Source organism: Methanothermobacter sp. KEPCO-1 (assembly GCF_008033705.1).
GTDB classification, from domain to species: Archaea; Methanobacteriota; Methanobacteria; order Methanobacteriales; family Methanothermobacteraceae; genus Methanothermobacter; species Methanothermobacter marburgensis.
Genome location: NZ_CP042937.1, coordinates 505,329 through 524,775 on the forward strand (window position 1 = coordinate 505,329; position 19,447 = coordinate 524,775).

Genomic DNA, 19,447 nt, shown 5'->3' on the forward strand with positions numbered 1-19,447 from the left:
GATTTAGATGGAAAGAATTCTAGTAACCGGTGGAGCCGGCTTCATAGGTAGCAACTTCATAAGGTACATGCTTGAGAACCACAGCTATGAGATAATCAACCTTGACGCTCTCACATACTGTGGAAACCTTGAAAACCTCGCCGGAGTGGAGGATGACCCACGGTACATATTTGTTAAGGGCAGCATAACTGATAAGGAACTTGTTAACGACCTCATAGCAGAATCTGATGTTGTTGTGAACTTCGCGGCAGAATCCCATGTCGACCGGAGTATTGAGGACCCGGGCATATTCATAAGGACAAATGTCATGGGCACTCAGACGCTCCTGGAGGCCTCTAGGAGGCAGGGTGTTGAGAGGTTCATACAGATCTCAACGGATGAGGTTTACGGCTCCACGGAGGAGGGCTATTTCACCGAAGAGACCCCGCTGGCACCAAACAGCCCCTACTCTGCCAGCAAGGCCTCTGCAGACCTCATAGCCAGGGCATACAACCGTACCTATGGTTTGCCGGTTAACATAACACGCTGCTCCAACAACTATGGACCCTACCAGTTCCCTGAGAAGCTAATACCCCTCATGATAACGAATGCCCTTGAGGATAAACCCCTCCCTGTCTACGGTGACGGCATGAATGTGAGGGACTGGATACATGTCCGGGACCACTGCAGGGCAATTGACCTCGTTCTGCACGGTGGACGTGCAGGTGAGGTCTACAATATAGGGAGTAACAGTGAGAGGAGGAATATAGAGATCGTTGAGCTCATACTCAGGGAGCTTGGCAAGGATGAATCCCTCATAAGGTTCGTTGAGGACCGCCCTGGCCATGACAGGAGATATGCAATCGATGCAAGTAAGATAAGGAGTGAACTTGGCTGGAAGCCCTGTTACTCCTTTGAGGAGGGTATCAGGGAGACCATAAAATGGTACATTGATAACAGAGAATGGTGGGAGAATATAAAAAGCGGAGAGTACCTGAGATACTATGAGCGAATGTACGACGAGAGGCTGCGGGATTAACTGTCCCTTTTTTCATTAGAGATGAGATTCCTGGTCTCTTCCAGGTTAATCTCTATGAATTTCCTGCTTGATGGATCTGAAAGTATTTTTAGCTGCTCTTTTCCTGTTTTCCTGTGGGCTTCCCCAAGTATATCCTGGATATCAGAGACATCCATTTCAAGTATGGCCCTCAACCTCTCCCTGTCATATTCTGAAAGCTGTGAATAGCCATCTATTATCTGTGATCTGAATTTTGATGCCAGGTTTATCTCTTTCCGAACCCAGCGTCTTAGTAGGAATGATGGTACCCTTGTGAAGAGTTCCAGTGATTCAATAACATCCTTCTCGGTTATTCTCATGGTACTATCTGTGGCGATAATGTTTATATAACACTAACCCCATAATGTTAGTAAGTACTTACATAAGTGGTATCATGGTCTCCACAGAGAAGAGGATAACCGAAGCCGCAAGGGAACTTTTCATAAAAAGGGGATACAGGGGTACAACAACCCGTGAAATTGCATCCCGGGCCGGTGTAAGTGAAGTAACGGTCTTCAGAAAATTTGGATCCAAGAAAAACCTTCTCAAAAGGATAATGGATGAGAGCAGCGAAAGGATATCGGGGGTCCTTGAAGTCCTCAGGAGAGATGGTGACCCGCGTGATGTGCTGAAGGAAGTCATCCAGAAACTGATCATGGTCATGGTCCAGGAGAAGATCGACCTTCTCTTTTTGATGATGGTTGAAAGGGAACTTGAAGAACACGGTTTTGATGGGTGGGAAATCCATGATTCAACTGCCAGATTGATATACGATTCAATTGAGCATTATCTCAGGGATAAGATCAGTGAGGGCTCCATAAGGGTCGTGGATCCGGGGACCGCTGCAGAGATGATAATCAGTTACATCTCCCATGCAAGCCTCAGTTCACACTTCCGCGGACATGAAACACCAGCAGCGGAGAGTTTCATAGACATATTATGGAGGGGTATAGAAGGAGGTGGTATGATTAAGGAATAGTTCCAGACGAGACCTCAGGGACCTTATAGGCACATTCAGAAGGGTCTCTGAAAACCCCGCTTCAAGGGTTCTTCTGAAACATATGATGGGGGAGTGCCGGAGGGATGGATCTCCAAGGATAGAGAACGCCCTTAGACACTACCTCCATGACGAAGAATGCTGCTTCGAGTGCAGGCTACTATCCAGCATCATTGGCCTCATATTGAGCAGTGGAGCAGATGCCTTTGGCGTGAATGAAGAGGATCTGAGGGAACAGATGCATGATCCGCACTGGATGAGGGGCCTCATCAGCGTCCTCAAGGGGATCGGGTTATTCGGTGTTAACAGACCATTCATACCCGGAGCCCCCTTCCAGGTGGTATGGAACATTACAGGGCGTTGCAACCTCAAATGCAAACACTGCTACGAATACAACAGTCAGAGGCCACATGAACTGGAAGCCCAGGAGGGCCTCAGGGTCATAGACATACTTACAGATGCAGGCGTAACATCCCTTGCCCTTTCAGGTGGAGAGCCAAGCATGCACCCCGCCATAATGGACTACATATCCAGGTCCCATGAGAACGGCATGTACACCGCCATGGCAACCAATGGGTACATCTTCAGGGACAGGGACGTCTGCAGGAAATTCGTCGATGCGGGCCTGCAGTTTGTACAGATAAGTATCGATTCCATGAAGCCAGAGGTCCATGACAGATTCCGGGGTGTTGATGGCTCATGGGAGAGGGCATGTGAGGCCGTTAAAAACTTCTCAGAGTATGACATCTTTGTGGAGGTTGCAACCACCGTGACCTCAGAGAACTTCATGCACCTTTCTGAAATGGCTGAATTCTTCCATGAGCTGGGCGCAGACTGGTTCATGCTCTACAATTTCATCCCCGCGGGTCGGGGAAAAGAGAACCCTGAACTGGACATAGGCCCCCCGGAAAGGTACAGGGTCCTCTGTGAAGCCTACCACAGCAACCTCCATGGTAAAATCCAGGTCCTCTCAACAGCACCACAGTTCGCACCCATCGCAGCAGGCCTCAGCAAGGATAAGAGGATGATACCCACCCACTTCTATAACCCCGAATACACAGATGAGACCCTCCATCTTGCCGAATTTATAGGTGGATGTGGCGCTGGAAGATTCTACCTGAGCATCGAACCGGACGGCGACATCTATCCCTGCGTATTCTTCCCGCACCTGGATGACCTCTGTGTGGGCAACATCCTAGAAGATGACTTTGAAGAGTTATGGAAGACCAGCAGGGTACTAAGGAACCTCAGGGATAGGGATAAACTCTCAGACCACTGCGGATCATGCAAATCCAGATACATCTGTGGCGGCTGCAGGGCACGTGCCCTCTCCTATCTGGGGGACATCCATTCGCCGGACCCTGGCTGTGTGAACAACATTGGAGAATGGCGAAGAATTTCTGGAGAAAAACAAACCGGTGGTGTTTAATTGGACGTTGTACTCATAAACCCCGAGGACAGGACAGCGGTTAAGAATAAACTGGGCTTTGTTCTGCCACCCCTCAATCTGATGTACCTTGGAGCTGCCCTTGAAAGGGCATCCTTCACTGTTCAGATAATCGATGATGATCTCCGGAGAATGGGAGCTGAAGGGGTTGCCAGAATAGTTGAAGGAATTAACCCCCTCATTGTGGGGATAACAGCAACCACTGCAACAATAAGAACATCCCTTGAGTACATAAGGGCGATAAAAAATCGATTACCTGACGTCCTGACGGTTATAGGGGGCCCACACCCCACATTTCTCCCTGTGGATACACTCCAGGAATGCAGGGACCTTGATGTTGTTGTCATGGGTGAGGGAGAGGCCACCATCATTGATCTTGCAGAGACCTATGAAAAGGGAGGCCCCGGGTCCCTTGATGATGTTGCAGGCATCACCTACCGTGAGGGTGACAGGATACGGACAAACAGGGCCCGGCCCCTCATAGAGGACCTTGATGAGATACCCTTCCCTGCGAGGCACCTTGTACCATTCAGGGATTATGAAACCTCCAGTCAGGATGCCGGTGGAATGATAACCAGCCGTGGCTGTGTCTACCCCTGCAGGTACTGCTCATCATCCCTCATAATGGGTAAGAAGTTCAGGTTCAGGAGCCCTGAGAACGTTGTCGATGAGGTTGAGGAGCTCGTGGAGGTCTACGGCCTCCATGATATAGCATTCCTCGACGACACCTTCATGCTCCACCGGCGCCGGGCCAGGGAGATCGCTGAGGAGATCCAGAGGAGAAACATTGATGTGAGTTTTGTCACATCCTCAAGGGTGGACATGGTCCAGGAATCCCTTCTCAGGGACCTCAGGGCCGCGGGGATGAAAACAATATATTATGGTGTTGAATCCGGGTGTCAGCGCGTCCTTGATATGATGAAGAAGGGCATAACTGTTAAGCAGGCTGAAGATGCTGTGAGGGCTGCCAGGAAGGCTGGGGTGGAGGTAATAACCTCCTTCATCCTCGGGTATCCAGGTGAGAAACCCTCAGAGATGGACCGGACCATAGACTTTTCGATAAAACTTGACCCGGACTACAGCCAGTACTCCATACTTACACCATTCCCGGGAACCCCCCTCTACGCGGAGCTCAGGAGGCAGGGACTCATCGAAGATGACTGGGAAAATTACACCGTCATAAAGCCCGTTATCAAATACGAGAAGCTTGGTCTGAGCCGTGAACTCATCCAGAAAAAGCTTGTGAAGGCGTACCTCAGGTTCTACTCAAGGCCCTCCTATCTCCTGAGGCATAGTTACATGATACGCGTATTCCTTGAAACACTGTATAGGACATACATCGAGCCTAAAATTCCCTTCAAAAAAAATTAAGATGATTTATTGTGGTGTTACCGGCATCCTGAAGACACCCACGTTGATTCCGCCGAGTCCGACACTGTTCATCATCTGAAGTCCGCCGGCTGATTTCCCATAGGATGGGCTTTCAATTTCAAGGTAACTGGTTGAATTTCTTATGACCCTGAATCCCTCTGGTTGGAATCCAACAGCCCCATAGTCCACTGATCCTGTGACCCTGACGGCGTATGCCGGAAACAGGGCTATTGATGTTCCCCCAACCGTAACCTGAGTGCTCATATTACCTGTGGGCCTCACACCCTGACCGAGGTCCGCTATGTAGAATCCTCCGGTATTCACATTGAATGATGCGTTCCTGAAGCTTGTGTTTCCCAGGAGAACGGTTCCGCCGCCGGCGTACTGGATGGTTGAATTGATGCTGTCGATCCTTGAGTTATTTGCAAGGACCAGTGTAACCCCTCCAACCTTGCTCCTCATGGTTATATTGTACTGGTACCTGTTTGATAGGAGTATCCTTGCACCGCCTTTATCCATCTTAATGTTGAGATTCAGGGTATCCCCCTCAACGGTATAGTTAACCTCTGGTTTTTCATCGCCAGGGTCAGTCTCTGTCTCGACCATGTAAACGCTATCTGCATTATCTGTGAATCCAATATAAGTCCCGCTTGTATTGGATTCCATGTTAACATTCACGTACTTAACGCCCGAGACATCTGCAGAGTTCAGAGTGAAATTTTCAACAATGGCAGCATCATCCTGAGTCCCGGGTAGAAGCGAGGCTGCTGATGCCACGATGAACCCAGCAATCAGCACTATGAGGATTATAGCCCCTGCAATGTCGGTTCTGTCCATTACAATACCCCCACAAGCATCACAAGAAGTGCTATTACAATGGCTGGAAGTGCAAATACTGATAGAAATGCCCTCCCATAACCCATTTCATGTTCAGCGGCCACTGCAGCGGCGGCAATCATTATCGTCCAGATGTACATCACCACAAACAGCATTGATGATGTGAAGAATGTCCCGAGAAGTGTCATTGTTAGGAGGGCGAATATTCCCACCACAAAGGGTGCCGCTGCGAACCCCATCATCTTCAGGGTGCCTGCGAATGTCCCCTTACCCTCAAATACCACAGCAGCAATTATATGGGATATGAGAGCCCATACTATCAGTTTTATGAAGGATACAATAAGGACAGCCACTGCAAATAGCACGGGAACCATTATACCGGCGCCTGTTGCAGCCGAGATTACCCCTCCCAGCATGTAGCCAAGAAATGCTGATAGGAACACGTAGAGGTAAAGGCCCTGGTTTTCAACCCCCCTGTCTTTCGCCCTGCTTAGGGCCTTCTCAGGTGATGCCAGAACCCCCACAAGGTCCCTGGAAAAGTTCATTATCCTGTTCAAACCGTTAACCTCCCCTTTAATTGTGAAAAGAATCCAGAAACGATATCATGTCTGATTTGATAGAATGCATCCAAATTCCCTAAACCACTAAAAAGGTGCCAGATTCTGCAATCACCCCCTAGATAATAACAATTACTATATTTCCATCCATTCTATAAAAAATTGCGGGTTTCATCTGGGAACCGTATCCATCGTCTTTCTGGTGTGATATCAGATTTATTTCTTGCTTGATTCTACAGACCTGTCCAGAAGCCCCAGGAATTTCATGAAATGACTTTAATGCGGACCCTATGTTCGCAATAGTATCCTATAACGAAGTCAGTGCTGTGTAGGATTAATGGATTGCATGAACACCGCTCTCCGGTCAGGTGAAACCCATCACACTGCAAAGTATTTATGATGCCACAAGCCCAACTCTATAATGTGGTCCCCATGGAGTACGGAGAAATCATCAGGCTCAAGGAACTCACTCTTCTCATACTCATAATCCTTGACATAGTGCTCTTAAGCTACATATCATTCTACCCCTCAAATCCAGGGACCGTGAATGCCATCAACCAGTTTGACCTTTTCCTCTGTATCATCCTCTTTATCGAATTCTCCATCAACCTCAAACGGTCCGATGACAGGAAAAGATTCTTAAGGGAAAACTGGATGGATATAGTGGCCTTCATGCCTGTGGATTTCTTCAGGGCCTTCAGATTCATAAGAATAATAAGGGTTGTGAAGGTACTTGCACTCTTCAGAAAGTATCTCAAGAAGTTCTTCACATTCCTTGTGGACACTCACCTCGACCAGGCAGTGGGAATACTCCTCTTCGCAATTGTGGGGGGTACCCTTCTGTTTTACATGATAGAATCCGGTGTTAACAAGTCCCTCCATGACCCCGTGGACTCCCTCTGGTACAGCATAACAACCACAATGGTGGGGGAGGTGGTTATACCCCCAACAACCCTCTACGGTAAGGTCATCACAGGAATACTCATGCTTGTGGGTGTCACCTTCGTGGGTTTCCTCACAGCATCCCTTGCCTCCTGGTTCGTTAAAAACCCTGAAGAAGAAAAGGAGATCCATGACAGGATCGAAAACATCGAAAAAAGTATAGGAGATCTTAAAAGGGAGATCAGGGAAATCAAGGACTTAATAAGGGAGAAATGATGCGCTTTACATTGCTGAATATGATCAACGAACCGTTACTTTTATACAGAATGGGCCCTTAGCATAAATAAATAGATAAATCAATGAGGATAACATGGCAAGATCATCCTATATCATCATTGCAGCCATTCTCATATTCGGGGTCTACCTCTACGGTGTAACAGCCGTTAGCCCTGTGGAGCCTGTTGGGCGTCTGGCCTTTGTCAAACTTGCAAACCCTGACATGTACCCCGGCCACCCCCAGTCAAAGGTGCTTGCAGAGTACGCGGCCCAGAGGGGGTCAAAGTGTGCCCTTGTGGTCCACTATGCAGGTAGCTCAAACTACAGGCACTACAGGGAGGGCAACGTCACCATAATAGAACTCGCATATATCAGTTCAGAGTACAGGACAGACATAGACTGGACCGAGGTTCTTGAATCCTTCATATTCGGTGTGCCCGACGGCAAATACCGTTACCGGGCCGATGGATATGAATTCGACACCCTCGACGAGGCCATGGACTACGTTGAGAGGCTGGCAGCAGAAAAGGGTCAGCAGGGCCCCATGCCCATGGTCTTCCATGGGACCGTTAGGGAGGGCAACGTATTCATAAACCCTGGCTGTGGCTTCCCCCTCTATGTGCAGATAGTCTGGAGGCAGTACGGTAGACTCGGAGCCTACTACTACATCATAAAGGGCCTCATACACCCCTACCTCAACAACCCCTACACTGCATATGAGCTCACCCATGCATCTGACCTTCAGAGGCTCTACAATTCAGGTGCCCTGGACTACACAGGCTATGAGTAACCGATCAGGGCCCTCTGAGTTCATCTAAAAATCTTTTTTTAACCGTCTGGAGGTCCTCAAGTTTTTCATCTGTGAGGTACCTGTAGAGGAGCCTCATACGGGGATTCTCACCTATGTAAGTTCTCTTATCACTTAAGAATGTCCAGAAGAGGGAGTCCCATACCCTGCACCAGTCACCCCGTGCATGGTCACTCATCCTCAGGATGTAGTTCGACGATGATATGTAGGGCTTGGTTGCCATGAGGCCCCCATCCGCGTACTGGCTCATGCCATAGACGTTGGGGACCATCACCCAGTCGTAGGAGTCTATGAACATCTCCATGAACCAGCGATAAACCTCATCAGGGTCAGTGCCAAGGAGGAGCATGAGGTTACCTATGACCATGAGGCGCTCGATGTGGTGGGTGTAACCGTGCCTTAAAACCCTCCTCACGGCAGTGTCGTATGGTTCCAGACCGGTGCTGCCAAGGTACATTTTATGATTGAGTTTTCCCCTGTGGTTAAAGAAGTTCCTGGTCCTCTGATATGATCCCCTAAGGATGTAAACTGCCCTTATGAACTCCCTCCAGCCCATGACCTGCCTCACAAATCCCTCAACAGAATTGAGGGGGGCATCTGCAGATAGCGCTGCTTTCAGAACCTCCATGGGGGTTAAGAGGCAGATGTTGAGTGAGGAAGAGAGTACAGAGTGGAAGAGGAACGTCTCATCACGGGATATGAAGTCCTGATAGCTTCCAAAGTTCCTGAGCCTTCTTCCTGTGAAATCCCTCAAAAATATCCGGGCCTCCCTGTGGGTTGTGGGGTAGTTGAAGTGTTCCATGGAGCCCGGGTTATCATGGAAGCGCTCAGCCACGTAACTCCTGGCCTCACGCACATAACTGTTTTCAGGCAGTTCTATGGGTTCTGGAATATTAATTCCCCGCGGCAGCCTCCTCCTGTTTTCCCTATCAAATGTCCATTTACCGCCCTTAGGTCTTGAGTTTTCCATGAGAATGGAGAGCCTCCTCCTCTCCCTTATGTAAAATGATGTGAGGAAGAACCTGCCATCCCTGAAGTAACTGTCCATGAGCCTCCTTCTGAAGATGAATGGTCCCTCAATTTCAACGAGTTCTGTGCCGGTTTCACTGCAGAGCCGCCCCAATCTCCTCTCAAGTTCATGGTCAAGGAGTTCCAGTGTGTAGACCCTCTCATATCCCTCAAGGTGGTCCCTAAGGTACCCCATGTCAGGGTCCGGCGTGTAATCTATGTAGCTGACATTCAGGCCCCTTGATTTCAGGTGGTCATAATAGTAGCGCATGGAGGCCCTGTGCAGTAGGAGTTTATTCTTATGGAACCTCAGGTTGAATACAGGATCTCCGAAGAAGAGCTGGTCCTCCACCACAATGAAATCTGATGTCTTCTCTGCAGCTGGATGATTCTCCATGAGATGATGTGGGAAGACAACTGCCATAGATTCCCCTGGCATGTATAATATTATATCGGGAGGTGTCTATAAATCTGAAAGTTTTTTAAGGATAGCGTGACATAAATTGTCATGGTGTTTATATGGTTAAGTGGGGAGCTGTAATTACTGGTTTCATACTTGCAGTCGTTTTTCCGATCATTCTGAGTCCTTTCATTGACCAGGCCTCATTGCTGGGTTTATTCCTTGCCGGATTTGTTGTTGGCCTCATGGTTAAGGAGGGGGCCGTTGGGGGGTTCTGGAATGCCACCGTAGCCGGCGCTTTTGGTGGCATAGTGCTTGCAGTTCTCTTTACAGTCTTTGGTGCGGTCATTGGCGGATTTGGCGGTTTGTTCCTTGGTGCATTAGCCGGAACGCTGCTTGTAGTGGTGCTCATTCTTGTTTCAATGATCTTCATGGGCATCGGTGGTGCCATAGGGGGTTTCCTTGCCGGTGACTGATCATTAATTTTTTAATCCGTAATGAAGAACTGTGACCATGCTGCCAGATATAATAATTCTCTCCGACTTATTACTATTTTTTAAGTACTCCAGTAATAATAAAGATTTAAATATTATGAGATGGTCTTTATTAAAAGGTGATAGATATGTATGATGTTGGAGACCTTGTGGCGGAAAGACCATCCCTTGGTACCATGACAGATATAAAACTGTTCAGGATACTGAGGTTCATGCCCTACTCCATCATAGGGGAGGGGGCCAACGGTATCCTCTACAAGAGTGGTAAGGACCTTGGACGAAGTATGGGTTTGAAAAACACTGATGAGGCCGTGAAATTCCTCCATGATAACAGGGTCGGTGAGCTTGAGATTCTTGAAGAGAACCCCTACCGCCTTAGGGTTGATGAATGTCTCAGCTGTGCAGGGCTTCCTGCTTCAGGTAAGGCCCTCTGTCACTTTGAGGGGGGCCTCCTTGCAGGAATACTTGAATCAATGAGCGGGAGACTGGTTGACCTCCGTGAGGTCAGGTGCTGGGGCCTAGGTGACCGTACCTGTGAATTTGAGGAATTTGTTCGATAACCACCACCCCATTTATTTTTTCCTCTCATAATACCTTAGGGTATCGATACAGGTCAGAAATACAGATACCTCTGGAATCAGAGGGCAGCCCGACAGGGTACATTTTATTCCCAGCCCAGATACAGATCCGTCAGAAAACTTATTTTAAAAATAAAAAAGATATAGGACTGTGTAATCTTATTGCTTACCCGGCTGATATCAACCAAGAATCCATCCCATAATCTACATAAGGAGAGTGAGAATGCTAATAGGTGTTATATCAGATACGCACATCCCTGACAGGGCAGATGAAATCCCTGAGGCAGTATTTGAGGCCTTCAGGGACGTTGAACTTATACTCCACGCCGGTGACCTGACCTCCATGGAGGTTATGAACGACCTTGAAACCATTGCACCTGTTGAGTGCGTTCAGGGAAACATGGACCGCCGATATGGTGTAGATAACCCAAGGTCCAGGGTACTTGAGATCGGATCATACAGGGTGGGTCTCATACATGGGGAGGTCTACCCCCGTGGTGATACCCAGCAGCTTAGGTACCTGGGGCTTGAGCTTGGTGCTGATGTCCTCATAAGCGGACATACACATCAGCCATTCATAACCGAACTTGAGGATATGCTCCTCCTCAACCCTGGAAGCCCCACAGTGCCCAGACTCACAGATCCAAGCGTCATGATCCTTGAAATCGACGGTGAAAAACTTGATGCCAGGATCATCAGGACAGGGGCACCTGTCTGCAGATCACTGAACTTCAGGAGGTGACCCCATGGGAAAACGATGGCAGGCTGAAAGGAAAAGGGACCACTACTACAAGAGTGCCAAGAGGGAGAACTACCGTTCAAGGGCATCCTACAAGTTACTGCAGCTCAACAACCGCTACAGACTGATAAGGAAGGGTTACAGGGTCCTTGACCTCGGGGCCGCCCCCGGGGGATGGTCACAGGTCGCCCTTGAGAAGGTCGGTGAGGAGGGACTTGTGGTTGCAGTTGACCTCCAGAGGATAAAGGGTTTCCCCGTAGAGAACTTCAGGGCCATAATGGGGGACTTCACAGACCCTGCGATAAAGGAGAGGATAATTGAGGAGCTTGGTGGAAGGGCAGATGTGGTTATATCAGACGCTGCACCATCCCTTTCCGGTATAAGGGACATCGACCACCTCCGCTCGGTGGATCTCGTTGAGAATGTCCTTGATATAGCATACAGGGTCCTTGAAAGGAAGGGGAACATCCTGATCAAGGCATTCCAGGGCCCTGAACTCGATAAGGTCATAAAGGAGATGAAGAAGGATTTCTGGAAACTCAAAACAACAAAACCCGCCTCATCAAGAAAGGCGAGCGCAGAGATGTACATTGTGGGGCGGGACTTCAAGGGTAAAAGGAAATGGAAGAGAATCATCCACTAGGTCGGGCGGGACTTAGGGAAAAATGAGAAAGAATCATCATCAGTCTCACATGAGTGCCCTCAGATCATTCAGGGCCTGTGAGGCAACCTGAAGCTGATACCTGGCTGTTTTTATGCGACCATCAACCTCAGATTTTGGTTTGTTTGTCTCCAGAGCACTTTTAACATCGTCAATCGCTGATTTGGCCTTCACAAGCTCTATCTCAGCATTCAGGTACGTCTTTGTCAGGTTATCGTTGTTCCTCTGGTAGACCTCCTTTTTAACCGAGTCATACTGGACCTTGAGTGCCGAGTAATCGCTCTGAAGCTTTGCGAGTTCATCGTACTCAGCACCCTTCTCCACACTCCCTGATATGGCATCAGATATTGCGTCTACACCTATATATGCAAATATCAGTATGGTCCCTGCTATGAGAAGCACTCCCAGAATTGATATGGTCATTGATGTTACCTTAAAGAGGTTTATCCTTGATCTCTTCATGATATCACCTTAAATCCAGCTACTGTGAAAAAATGTTCATGTTCATACGATTAGAACCAAGTTTATCCCACTCAATAATGTTTTATAATGTCGTTATAATATACTTTCATGATGAAAACCGTGGATAAGAGCAAGACACTCACAAAATTCGAGGAATTCTTTTCACTCAAGAAGTACAAGGACAGGGTATTTGAGTCCATAGAGAAGTATCCCAATGTCAGATCCATTGAAGTTGACTACCTTGACCTTGAAATGTTCGATCCAGATCTTGCAGACCTTCTAATTGAAAAACCAGACGATGTGATAAGGGCCGCCCAGAAGGCCATAAGGAACATAGATCCTCTGAGGAAGAACGTTGACCTCAACATAAGGTTCAGTGGGGTCAGCAACGTCATACCCCTCAGGGAACTCCGGAGTAAATTCATAGGTAAATTCGTTGCAGTTGACGGTATTGTGAGGAAGACAGATGAGATAAGGCCCAGGATAGTTAAGGCCGTCTTTGAGTGCCGGGGCTGTATGAGGCTCCATGAGGTCAGCCAGTCCACCAACATGATCACAGAGCCATCACTCTGCTCAGAGTGTGGTGGCAGGTCATTCAGGCTCCTGCAGGACGAATCAGAGTTCCTGGACACCCAGACACTGAAACTCCAGGAGCCACTTGAGAACCTCTCAGGTGGTGAGCAGCCCCGCCAGATAACCGTCGTCCTTGAGGATGACCTGGTTGACACCCTCACCCCGGGGGACATCGTGAGGGTCACAGGTACACTGAGGACAGTCCGAGATGAGAGAACCAGGCGGTTCAAGAACTTCATATACGGAAATTACACCGAGTTCCTTGAACAGGAGTTCGAGGAGCTCCAGATAAGTGAGGAGGACGAGGAAAAGATAAAGGAGCTTGCAGCCGACCCCAACATATACGAGAAGATCATAAGGTCCACCGCACCATCAATACACGGTTACCGTGAGGTAAAGGAGGCCATAGCCCTTCAGCTCTTTGGGGGGACCGGGAAGGAGCTCGATGATAAGACCCGCCTCCGTGGGGACATACACATCCTCATAGTCGGGGACCCTGGTATAGGTAAGTCCCAGATGCTCAAGTACGTGTCAAAGCTGGCCCCCAGGGGGATATACACAAGCGGTAAGGGTACCTCAGGGGTTGGGCTCACCGCCGCCGCTGTGAGGGATGAATTCGGTGGATGGTCCCTTGAGGCCGGTGCCCTTGTCCTGGGGGATAAGGGTAACGTCTGTGTGGATGAACTGGATAAGATGCGTGATGAGGACCGTTCAGCCATCCACGAGGCACTGGAGCAGCAGACCATAAGCATAGCCAAGGCAGGTATAATGGCAACCCTCAACTCAAGGTGCTCTGTCCTGGCAGCCGCAAACCCAAAATTCGGGAGATTTGACAGTTATAAATCAATCGCAGAGCAAATAGATCTTCCATCAACCATACTGTCACGTTTTGACCTGATATTCGTTGTGGAGGACAAACCCGATGAGGATAAGGACAGAGAACTTGCAAGACACATCCTGAAAACACATAAGGAGGACCACACACCCTTTGAAATAGATCCAGAACTGCTGAGGAAGTACATAGCCTATGCAAGGAAGAATGTGAGACCCGTGCTGACAGATGAGGCGATGCAGGTCCTCGAGGACTTCTACGTATCAATGAGGGCCAGTGCAGCCGATGAGGACTCACCGGTCCCCATAACAGCAAGGCAGCTGGAGGCCCTCGTGCGACTCTCAGAGGCCAGTGCAAAGATAAAACTCAAGGAACACGTGGAGGCAGAGGACGCCAGGAAGGTCATAAAGCTGTCCCAGGCATGCCTTAAGCAGGTGGGGTACGACCCTGAGACCGGTAAGATAGACATCGACAAGGTTGAGGGGAGAACACCCAAATCTGAGAGGGACAAGTTCCGCCTGCTACTTGAACTCATAAGGGAATACGAGGAGGACTACGGTGGCAGGGCACCCACCAATATTCTTATAACTGAGATGATGGATAGATATAACGTGAGTGAGGAAAAGGTTGAGGAACTGATAAGGATCCTCAAGGACAAGGGCGCAATATTTGAGCCCGCCAGGGGATACCTTAAGGTGGTCTGAATTTTCCATTACACACTTTTTACCGGAGGTATAGATTATGGATGATTACGAAAAATTACTTGAAAGGGCCATAGAGCAGCTGCCCCCAGAGGTATTTGAAACAAAACGTTTCGAGGTTCCAAAGGCGTACTCAGTTATACAGGGAAACAGGACATTCATACAGAACTTCAGGGAGGTTGCAGATGCACTCAACAGGGACCCCCAGCACCTTCTGAAATTCCTTCTGAGAGAACTGGGTACCGCAGGTAACCTTGAGGGTGGAAGGGCCATACTCCAGGGTAAATTCACCCACTTTCTCATAAACGAGAGGATAGAGGACTACGTCAACAAATTTGTCATATGCCACGAATGCAACAGACCTGATACAAGGATAATCAGGGAGGGGCGGATATCCCTTCTCAAGTGCGAGGCATGCGGTGCCAAGGCACCCCTCAAGAACGTCTAGAGAAGATAGAGGAGCAGCTATAGAAAATGTTCTGTGTCAGATGCGGTAGTTCTGATTCTGAATTATATGATGGGCTATGCAGGGACTGTTTCCTTGAGGACTACACCATCCTCAGCATTCCCTCCAGAATAGAGGTTTATGTGTGCAGCCACTGCCATGCAAAACTGATAAGTGGTCAGTGGGTGGATGAGGGCCTCCCTGAGGAGGAAATAGTATACAGGGCCCTTGAGGAGAATATCAGCTGGGAACCCCCTGTTGAAAACCCTGAAATCGAACTGGAAATAATACAGCAGAGGGGCACCATCTACCAGTGCATGGTGGAGGTGGATGCTGAGGTCCTTGGAAGGATGGTGAGCCAGGAGTACGGGGTGGAGGTCCGCCTCACAAACACTGTCTGCCCGGCCTGCAGCAAACGGGCATCAGGCTACTACGAGGCTGTGATACAGTTAAGGGCCGATGGAAGGGAACTGGATGAATCAGAAATAGAAAGGGCTGACCTCACAGTTAAAAGGACCCTTCTGAAGCTCTCAAGGAGGGATAAGCTGGCATACCTCCCCCAGAGGGTTGAGGTTAAGGAGGGGGTCGACTACTACATAGGATCTCATAAATCCGCCAGAAAGGTTGTGAGCGCCCTCAGGGAGGAACTCGGTGGCATTGCCAGTGAGTCGCCACGGCTAATGGGGCAGGATAGGTCAAGCGGCAAGGGACTCTACAGGACATGGATCTCACTCAGACTCCCTGATTTCAGAATAGGAGACTTCCTCCTGCACCAGGATCGAACTCTCGCGGTCCTTGACCTCAGAAAGAGGGGGGTGAGCGTGAAGGACCTTGAGACCCGTGACGTGAGGAACATACTCTGGGGAGAATATGAAAATATTGACCTCGTTGCGAGGGCCGCTGATGTGAAAACAACAACGGTAACTGCGAGATCCCCTGGAAGGATACAGGTGCTTCACCCCGAAACATTTGAACCAGTGGACCTTGAAGCTGACAGTTACACATCAAAACTTGAGATAGGAGAACAGGTTCCTGTTATAGAAATTGAGAAGAGACTCTACATCATTGATGAGGCGGAGGAATGATCTGATGGATGATACGCTCGAAACCATAACCCGTGATGTTCTTGAGGTCATAACACCCGATGAACTGCTGGAGGTGCTGAAGAAGGATGAACCTGTTGTCTACACAGGCTACGAGCCCTCGGGTAAGGTTCATCTGGGACACGCCATAACCATAAGGAAACTGAGGGAACTGCAGGATGCTGGCTTCAGGGTCAAGATACTCCTTGCCGACTACCACGCATACCTCAATGGTAAGGGCAGCATGGAGCGGATAAGGGAGATGGCCGATTACAACAGGAAATGCTTCCTGGCGCTTGGACTCTCCCCTGATAGAACCGAGTTCATTCTGGGTTCATCCTTCCAGACTCAGCCAGAGTACACAGATCTGGTATACAGAATGGCCCTCATAACAACACTCCTTCGGGCCAGGAGGAGCATGGCCCAGATAACAAGGGAATCAGAGGACCACAAGGTTGCAGAGGTTATCTACCCCCTCATGCAGGTCATCGACATGGTCTACCTTGATGTGGATGTGGCGCTGGGGGGAATGGAGCAGCGAAAGATACATATGCTGGCACGTGAGAACCTCCCCAGGCTCGGTTTCGATGCACCGGTATGCATACACACCCCACTGCTCCACGGGACCGACGGTTCAGATAAGATGTCCTCCAGCAAGGGTAACTTCATTGCAGTGGACGACTCCCCCGATGAGATAAGGGAAAAGGTGAAGGGGAGTTACTGTCCCATGGGGGAGCTGGAGGGTAACCCCATCATCGAAATCGTGAAGTACTTTATAATGCCAGAATATGGCAGGATGACCATAAGGCGCCCGGAGAAATTCGGGGGCGACCTTGAGCTGGGACTTGAAGATCTCCTTAATACCTACTCCAGTGGAGACCTTCACCCGCTGGATCTTAAGAATGCGGTCTCAGATTACCTTATTGACATGCTGGGACCCGTAAGGGAATACATGGAAGGTGTTTAGATGCTGTACGACATGAGACTCCCGCCAGGTATAACACACACAACAATGGCTGAGATAATTGATGAATATGAGGTTGAACTGATACAGACAGACGATGGACCCGTGCTGAGGGGTGAGCTGGAGGAACTTGAAAGGGCAAGGGAACGTATCCTTGAGTCCATCAGGAAGAGGATAGAGGAACTCGAGAATCCAGGTTCCATGGAAAAATGAGTGTATCAATCCACTGAATCTATTTTATCCCATCAGGGCATATTCCAAGGTGGGGGGCGATTATCCTCCTTATATCCCTCTGGATGATGTTAACGCCCCTCCCCGCATCAACAATGTAAAATTCATTTTTATCGGCCAGTTCAAGGTACCTCTCCCTCACACGTGAAAGAAATGAGGGGTCCTCGAATTCATCGGTACCGCCACATCTCTCCATTGCCAGTTCAACATCAAGGTCAAGGAGTATGACCATATCAGGTTGTGGTGCAAACCTGTTTATCTCAGAAACCCATTCCGCGGGTTCCTGGTAAACCATGCTGGAATAGTAGCACCTGTCACTCACCACAACACTTCCACCCCATTCCCCCTCTATTTTGCCCCTGAGGGTCAGGCGGTCCGCTGCAAAGAGTAGTGCCAGTATCCTCTGCCCATCAGGGGTCCTGGCATCTGGACTGGAGAGCATCTCCCTTATGATGCCCCCTATCCTGGAGTCTGTTGGTTCCCTGACGGTAAAGACCCTGTATCCGTTTTCCCTGAGCCACTCCGCGGTGAGGACGGAATGTGTCGTCTTACCTGATCCGTCAATTCCCTCAAAGCATATGTACATAGAGATTAATCTATCGGTGAAGGTAAAATATCTTCCCCTATGCTTTGAATCACGACATGAAAGCATGACATAACTTTATAATGCTTTAGTTACAAAGTTGTTTAAGGTTATTTTAGTTTATAGAGGTGGAACATGTCAAAAGCCAAGGTCATGGTGGTTGAGGATGAGAGCATAGTTGCCATTGATATAAGCCAGCGCCTTGAAGCCCTGGGTTACCAGGTTACAGCCACAGTTTCCACCGGTGAAAAGGCCGTTGAGATGGCTGAAAAAACAAGGCCAGACATCATACTGATGGATATTGTCCTCAAGGGGGACATGGATGGTATAGAGGCTGCCGAGGAGATAACCAAAAGGATGAAGGTTCCCATAATCTATATAACCGCCTATTCCGACGAGGAAACCCTCAAAAGGGCCAAGATAACAGGATCCTTTGGATACATAATAAAGCCCTTTGAGGACCGGGAACTTCACAGCGTCATAGAGGTCGCACTCCACAAACACCAGCTGGAGAGGAGGCTTGCAGAGAACGATGAACTCTTCAGGGCCATAATCTCATCAATAAGGGATATACTGTTCACTGCCGACAGTGATGAAAGCCTAACCATGATATCACCAGGGCCGCTTGCAGAATACGGCCTTGATGCAGATGAAGTTCAGGGAAAAAAGGTTAGCGAGGTCTTCGGTGACGGGATTCACAGCGAAATGATTGAAAGGGCGCTCAGGGGGGAAACCGTTAGCTATGAGTGGGTCTGGAAGCCCAAGGGTAAATTTCATTTTGAAACAACCCTATCACCGCTCCGTGACTTTGAGGGCAATATAAATGGGGTTGTGGGTGTCCACAGGGATGTCACCGAAAAGGAACTTGCAAGAAGGGCGCTTGAAAGGGAGACTGCCATAAACAAAAGCCTTGCAGAGATATCAAAGAAACTCCTACCCCCCCTTCACTCGAGGAGATATCTGCGAGCATAATTGAAAGGGCAAAAAAACTGACAGGCAGCAGATACTGCATGGCGGGCTTCTTTGAATCAGATGGCAACCTGAGGAATTACTTCCCCTCAGAGGAGGTGGGGGAGGAATGTCATCCAGACGCCGAATCCACAGAGATGGGTGGTCTCTGGAACCTTGTGCTCAGGAAAAGGGAACCGGTTCTCGTAAATGATCCCTCCTCACACCCTGAATCCACTGGGGTCCCTGAGGGCCACATTGAAATAAAGAACTTCCTGGCATGCCCCGCGCTACTCAACGATGAACTTGTTGGAATACTCGCAGTTTCAGGGAAGGATGGGGACTACGATGAAAGGGATCTTGAGGTAATGGAGCGCCTTGCAGATATATATGCAATTGCGATTCACAGAAAAATTGAAGAGGACCGTGTCAGGGCCAGTGAGGAGAAGAACAGGGCCCTTGTACAGAAATTCCTCAAGATAGTTACCGAGGTCCTTGAGGAGATAAAATAAATCCTTATTCTGTTTGGAGGTAA

23 protein-coding genes are annotated in these 19,447 nt (G+C 49.0%); 17 read left to right on the forward strand and 6 right to left on the reverse strand.

Annotated features, from left to right (window positions below; genetic code table 11):
* The first annotated feature begins 7 nt into the window (after positions 1-7).
* Positions 8-1,018, forward strand: coding sequence for a dTDP-glucose 4,6-dehydratase (gene rfbB, locus FVF72_RS02740; RefSeq protein ID WP_013295189.1), 1,011 nt, complete (start codon positions 8-10; stop codon positions 1,016-1,018).
* Here rfbB and FVF72_RS02745 read toward each other — a convergent pair.
* The gene (locus FVF72_RS02745; protein ID WP_013295188.1) at positions 1,015-1,356 is read right to left on the reverse strand and encodes a hypothetical protein; all 342 of its coding nucleotides are present in this window, start codon (positions 1,354-1,356) and stop codon (positions 1,015-1,017) included. The genes rfbB and FVF72_RS02745 overlap by 4 nt on opposite strands.
* Before the next feature lie 44 nt (positions 1,357-1,400).
* Between FVF72_RS02745 and FVF72_RS02750 the strand changes: the two genes are divergently transcribed.
* The 3 genes from FVF72_RS02750 (at position 1,401) to FVF72_RS02760 (ending at position 4,851) form a co-directional block, all read left to right on the forward strand.
* The gene (locus tag FVF72_RS02750) at positions 1,401-2,015 is read left to right on the forward strand and encodes a TetR/AcrR family transcriptional regulator (protein ID WP_013295187.1); all 615 of its coding nucleotides are present in this window, start codon (positions 1,401-1,403) and stop codon (positions 2,013-2,015) included.
* Between the two features lie 82 nt (positions 2,016-2,097).
* Positions 2,098-3,462: a radical SAM/SPASM domain-containing protein gene (locus FVF72_RS02755; protein ID WP_083772480.1), complete on the forward strand. Its 1,365-nt coding sequence runs from the start codon at positions 2,098-2,100 to the stop codon at positions 3,460-3,462.
* Positions 3,463-4,851: a B12-binding domain-containing radical SAM protein gene (locus FVF72_RS02760; RefSeq protein WP_147671133.1), complete on the forward strand. Its 1,389-nt coding sequence runs from the start codon at positions 3,463-3,465 to the stop codon at positions 4,849-4,851.
* A gap of 6 nt (positions 4,852-4,857) precedes the next feature.
* Here the strand turns inward: FVF72_RS02760 and FVF72_RS02765 are convergent, their stop codons facing one another.
* Together FVF72_RS02765 and FVF72_RS02770 are read right to left on the reverse strand one after the other, a co-directional pair.
* On the reverse strand, positions 4,858-5,688 hold the full coding sequence (locus tag FVF72_RS02765) for a hypothetical protein (protein ID WP_013295184.1): 831 nt from the start codon (positions 5,686-5,688) through the stop codon (positions 4,858-4,860).
* Positions 5,688-6,245, reverse strand: coding sequence for a YIP1 family protein (locus FVF72_RS02770; protein WP_013295183.1), 558 nt, complete (start codon positions 6,243-6,245; stop codon positions 5,688-5,690). The genes FVF72_RS02765 and FVF72_RS02770 overlap by 1 nt, the downstream gene beginning before the upstream one ends.
* A gap of 432 nt (positions 6,246-6,677) precedes the next feature.
* Between FVF72_RS02770 and FVF72_RS02775 the strand changes: the two genes are divergently transcribed.
* Together FVF72_RS02775 and FVF72_RS02780 are read left to right on the forward strand one after the other, a co-directional pair.
* The gene (locus FVF72_RS02775; RefSeq protein ID WP_013295182.1) at positions 6,678-7,403 is read left to right on the forward strand and encodes an ion transporter; all 726 of its coding nucleotides are present in this window, start codon (positions 6,678-6,680) and stop codon (positions 7,401-7,403) included.
* Between the two features lie 94 nt (positions 7,404-7,497).
* On the forward strand, positions 7,498-8,193 hold the full coding sequence (locus tag FVF72_RS02780) for a hypothetical protein (protein ID WP_147671135.1): 696 nt from the start codon (positions 7,498-7,500) through the stop codon (positions 8,191-8,193).
* Between the two features lie 4 nt (positions 8,194-8,197).
* On the opposite strand, the gene FVF72_RS02785 is transcribed toward FVF72_RS02780, so the two are convergent.
* On the reverse strand, positions 8,198-9,643 hold the full coding sequence (locus FVF72_RS02785; protein WP_147671136.1) for a cryptochrome/photolyase family protein: 1,446 nt from the start codon (positions 9,641-9,643) through the stop codon (positions 8,198-8,200).
* 95 nt (positions 9,644-9,738) lie between these two features.
* Between FVF72_RS02785 and FVF72_RS02790 the strand changes: the two genes are divergently transcribed.
* The 4 genes from FVF72_RS02790 (at position 9,739) to FVF72_RS02805 (ending at position 12,073) form a co-directional block, all read left to right on the forward strand.
* The gene (locus FVF72_RS02790; RefSeq protein ID WP_013295179.1) at positions 9,739-10,095 is read left to right on the forward strand and encodes a DUF5518 domain-containing protein; all 357 of its coding nucleotides are present in this window, start codon (positions 9,739-9,741) and stop codon (positions 10,093-10,095) included.
* Between the two features lie 146 nt (positions 10,096-10,241).
* Positions 10,242-10,673: a DUF2507 domain-containing protein gene (locus FVF72_RS02795; protein WP_147671137.1), complete on the forward strand. Its 432-nt coding sequence runs from the start codon at positions 10,242-10,244 to the stop codon at positions 10,671-10,673.
* A 241-nt stretch (positions 10,674-10,914) separates the two neighbouring features.
* Positions 10,915-11,433: a metallophosphoesterase gene (locus FVF72_RS02800; protein ID WP_147671138.1), complete on the forward strand. Its 519-nt coding sequence runs from the start codon at positions 10,915-10,917 to the stop codon at positions 11,431-11,433.
* Between the two features lie 4 nt (positions 11,434-11,437).
* Positions 11,438-12,073 (forward strand): RlmE family RNA methyltransferase, encoded by a 636-nt coding sequence (locus FVF72_RS02805; protein ID WP_013295177.1) that lies wholly within the window; start codon positions 11,438-11,440, stop codon positions 12,071-12,073.
* Positions 12,074-12,118: 45 nt separating this feature from the next.
* On the opposite strand, the gene FVF72_RS02810 is transcribed toward FVF72_RS02805, so the two are convergent.
* Complete coding sequence (locus FVF72_RS02810; protein ID WP_013295176.1) at positions 12,119-12,553, reverse strand: hypothetical protein; 435 nt, start codon at positions 12,551-12,553, stop codon at positions 12,119-12,121.
* A gap of 111 nt (positions 12,554-12,664) precedes the next feature.
* Between FVF72_RS02810 and mcm the strand changes: the two genes are divergently transcribed.
* The 5 genes from mcm to FVF72_RS02835 are packed head-to-tail and all read left to right on the forward strand — an operon-like array spanning position 12,665 to position 17,363.
* Positions 12,665-14,662 (forward strand): minichromosome maintenance protein MCM, encoded by a 1,998-nt coding sequence (gene mcm, locus FVF72_RS02815; RefSeq protein ID WP_370511837.1) that lies wholly within the window; start codon positions 12,665-12,667, stop codon positions 14,660-14,662.
* A 37-nt stretch (positions 14,663-14,699) separates the two neighbouring features.
* Positions 14,700-15,107, forward strand: coding sequence for a translation initiation factor IF-2 subunit beta (locus FVF72_RS02820; protein WP_013295174.1), 408 nt, complete (start codon positions 14,700-14,702; stop codon positions 15,105-15,107).
* Positions 15,108-15,133: 26 nt separating this feature from the next.
* Complete coding sequence (locus FVF72_RS02825) at positions 15,134-16,189, forward strand: 60S ribosomal export protein NMD3 (protein ID WP_147671140.1); 1,056 nt, start codon at positions 15,134-15,136, stop codon at positions 16,187-16,189.
* 4 nt (positions 16,190-16,193) lie between these two features.
* Positions 16,194-17,153 carry a tyrosine--tRNA ligase gene (locus FVF72_RS02830; protein ID WP_147671141.1) on the forward strand — a complete coding sequence of 320 codons (960 nt, stop codon included), beginning with the start codon at positions 16,194-16,196 and terminating at the stop codon, positions 17,151-17,153.
* Positions 17,154-17,363 carry a hypothetical protein gene (locus FVF72_RS02835; protein ID WP_147671142.1) on the forward strand — a complete coding sequence of 70 codons (210 nt, stop codon included), beginning with the start codon at positions 17,154-17,156 and terminating at the stop codon, positions 17,361-17,363.
* 19 nt (positions 17,364-17,382) lie between these two features.
* Here FVF72_RS02835 and tmk read toward each other — a convergent pair whose 3' ends face one another.
* Positions 17,383-17,967 (reverse strand): dTMP kinase, encoded by a 585-nt coding sequence (gene tmk / locus FVF72_RS02840; RefSeq protein ID WP_147671143.1) that lies wholly within the window; start codon positions 17,965-17,967, stop codon positions 17,383-17,385.
* A gap of 132 nt (positions 17,968-18,099) precedes the next feature.
* Here tmk and FVF72_RS09385 point away from each other — a divergent pair, with 132 nt between their 5' ends.
* Positions 18,100-18,936, forward strand: coding sequence for a response regulator (locus FVF72_RS09385; protein ID WP_255503777.1), 837 nt, complete (start codon positions 18,100-18,102; stop codon positions 18,934-18,936).
* A gap of 17 nt (positions 18,937-18,953) precedes the next feature.
* Positions 18,954-19,424 (forward strand): GAF domain-containing protein, encoded by a 471-nt coding sequence (locus tag FVF72_RS09390; RefSeq protein WP_255503810.1) that lies wholly within the window; start codon positions 18,954-18,956, stop codon positions 19,422-19,424.
* Positions 19,425-19,447: the final 23 nt, after the last annotated feature.

Coding starts and splice junctions, on each gene's coding strand:
- FVF72_RS02755 (WP_083772480.1), top strand. CDS start 2,098: ATGATGGGGGAGTGCCGGAGGGATGGATCTCCAAGGATAGAGAACGCC.
- FVF72_RS02800 (WP_147671138.1), top strand. CDS start 10,915: ATGCTAATAGGTGTTATATCAGATACGCACATCCCTGACAGGGCAGAT.
- rfbB (WP_013295189.1), top strand. CDS start 8: ATGGAAAGAATTCTAGTAACCGGTGGAGCCGGCTTCATAGGTAGCAAC.
- FVF72_RS02780 (WP_147671135.1), top strand. CDS start 7,498: ATGGCAAGATCATCCTATATCATCATTGCAGCCATTCTCATATTCGGG.
- mcm (WP_370511837.1), top strand. CDS start 12,665: ATGAAAACCGTGGATAAGAGCAAGACACTCACAAAATTCGAGGAATTC.
- FVF72_RS02805 (WP_013295177.1), top strand. CDS start 11,438: ATGGGAAAACGATGGCAGGCTGAAAGGAAAAGGGACCACTACTACAAG.
- FVF72_RS02775 (WP_013295182.1), top strand. CDS start 6,678: ATGGAGTACGGAGAAATCATCAGGCTCAAGGAACTCACTCTTCTCATA.
- FVF72_RS02765 (WP_013295184.1), bottom strand. CDS start 5,688: ATGGACAGAACCGACATTGCAGGGGCTATAATCCTCATAGTGCTGATT.
- FVF72_RS02830 (WP_147671141.1), top strand. CDS start 16,194: ATGGATGATACGCTCGAAACCATAACCCGTGATGTTCTTGAGGTCATA.
- FVF72_RS02745 (WP_013295188.1), bottom strand. CDS start 1,356: ATGAGAATAACCGAGAAGGATGTTATTGAATCACTGGAACTCTTCACA.
- FVF72_RS02790 (WP_013295179.1), top strand. CDS start 9,739: ATGGTTAAGTGGGGAGCTGTAATTACTGGTTTCATACTTGCAGTCGTT.
- FVF72_RS02820 (WP_013295174.1), top strand. CDS start 14,700: ATGGATGATTACGAAAAATTACTTGAAAGGGCCATAGAGCAGCTGCCC.
- FVF72_RS02750 (WP_013295187.1), top strand. CDS start 1,401: ATGTTAGTAAGTACTTACATAAGTGGTATCATGGTCTCCACAGAGAAG.
- FVF72_RS02825 (WP_147671140.1), top strand. CDS start 15,134: ATGTTCTGTGTCAGATGCGGTAGTTCTGATTCTGAATTATATGATGGG.
- FVF72_RS09385 (WP_255503777.1), top strand. CDS start 18,100: ATGTCAAAAGCCAAGGTCATGGTGGTTGAGGATGAGAGCATAGTTGCC.
- tmk (WP_147671143.1), bottom strand. CDS start 17,967: ATGTACATATGCTTTGAGGGAATTGACGGATCAGGTAAGACGACACAT.
- FVF72_RS02810 (WP_013295176.1), bottom strand. CDS start 12,553: ATGAAGAGATCAAGGATAAACCTCTTTAAGGTAACATCAATGACCATA.
- FVF72_RS02795 (WP_147671137.1), top strand. CDS start 10,242: ATGTATGATGTTGGAGACCTTGTGGCGGAAAGACCATCCCTTGGTACC.
- FVF72_RS02835 (WP_147671142.1), top strand. CDS start 17,154: ATGCTGTACGACATGAGACTCCCGCCAGGTATAACACACACAACAATG.
- FVF72_RS02785 (WP_147671136.1), bottom strand. CDS start 9,643: ATGGCAGTTGTCTTCCCACATCATCTCATGGAGAATCATCCAGCTGCA.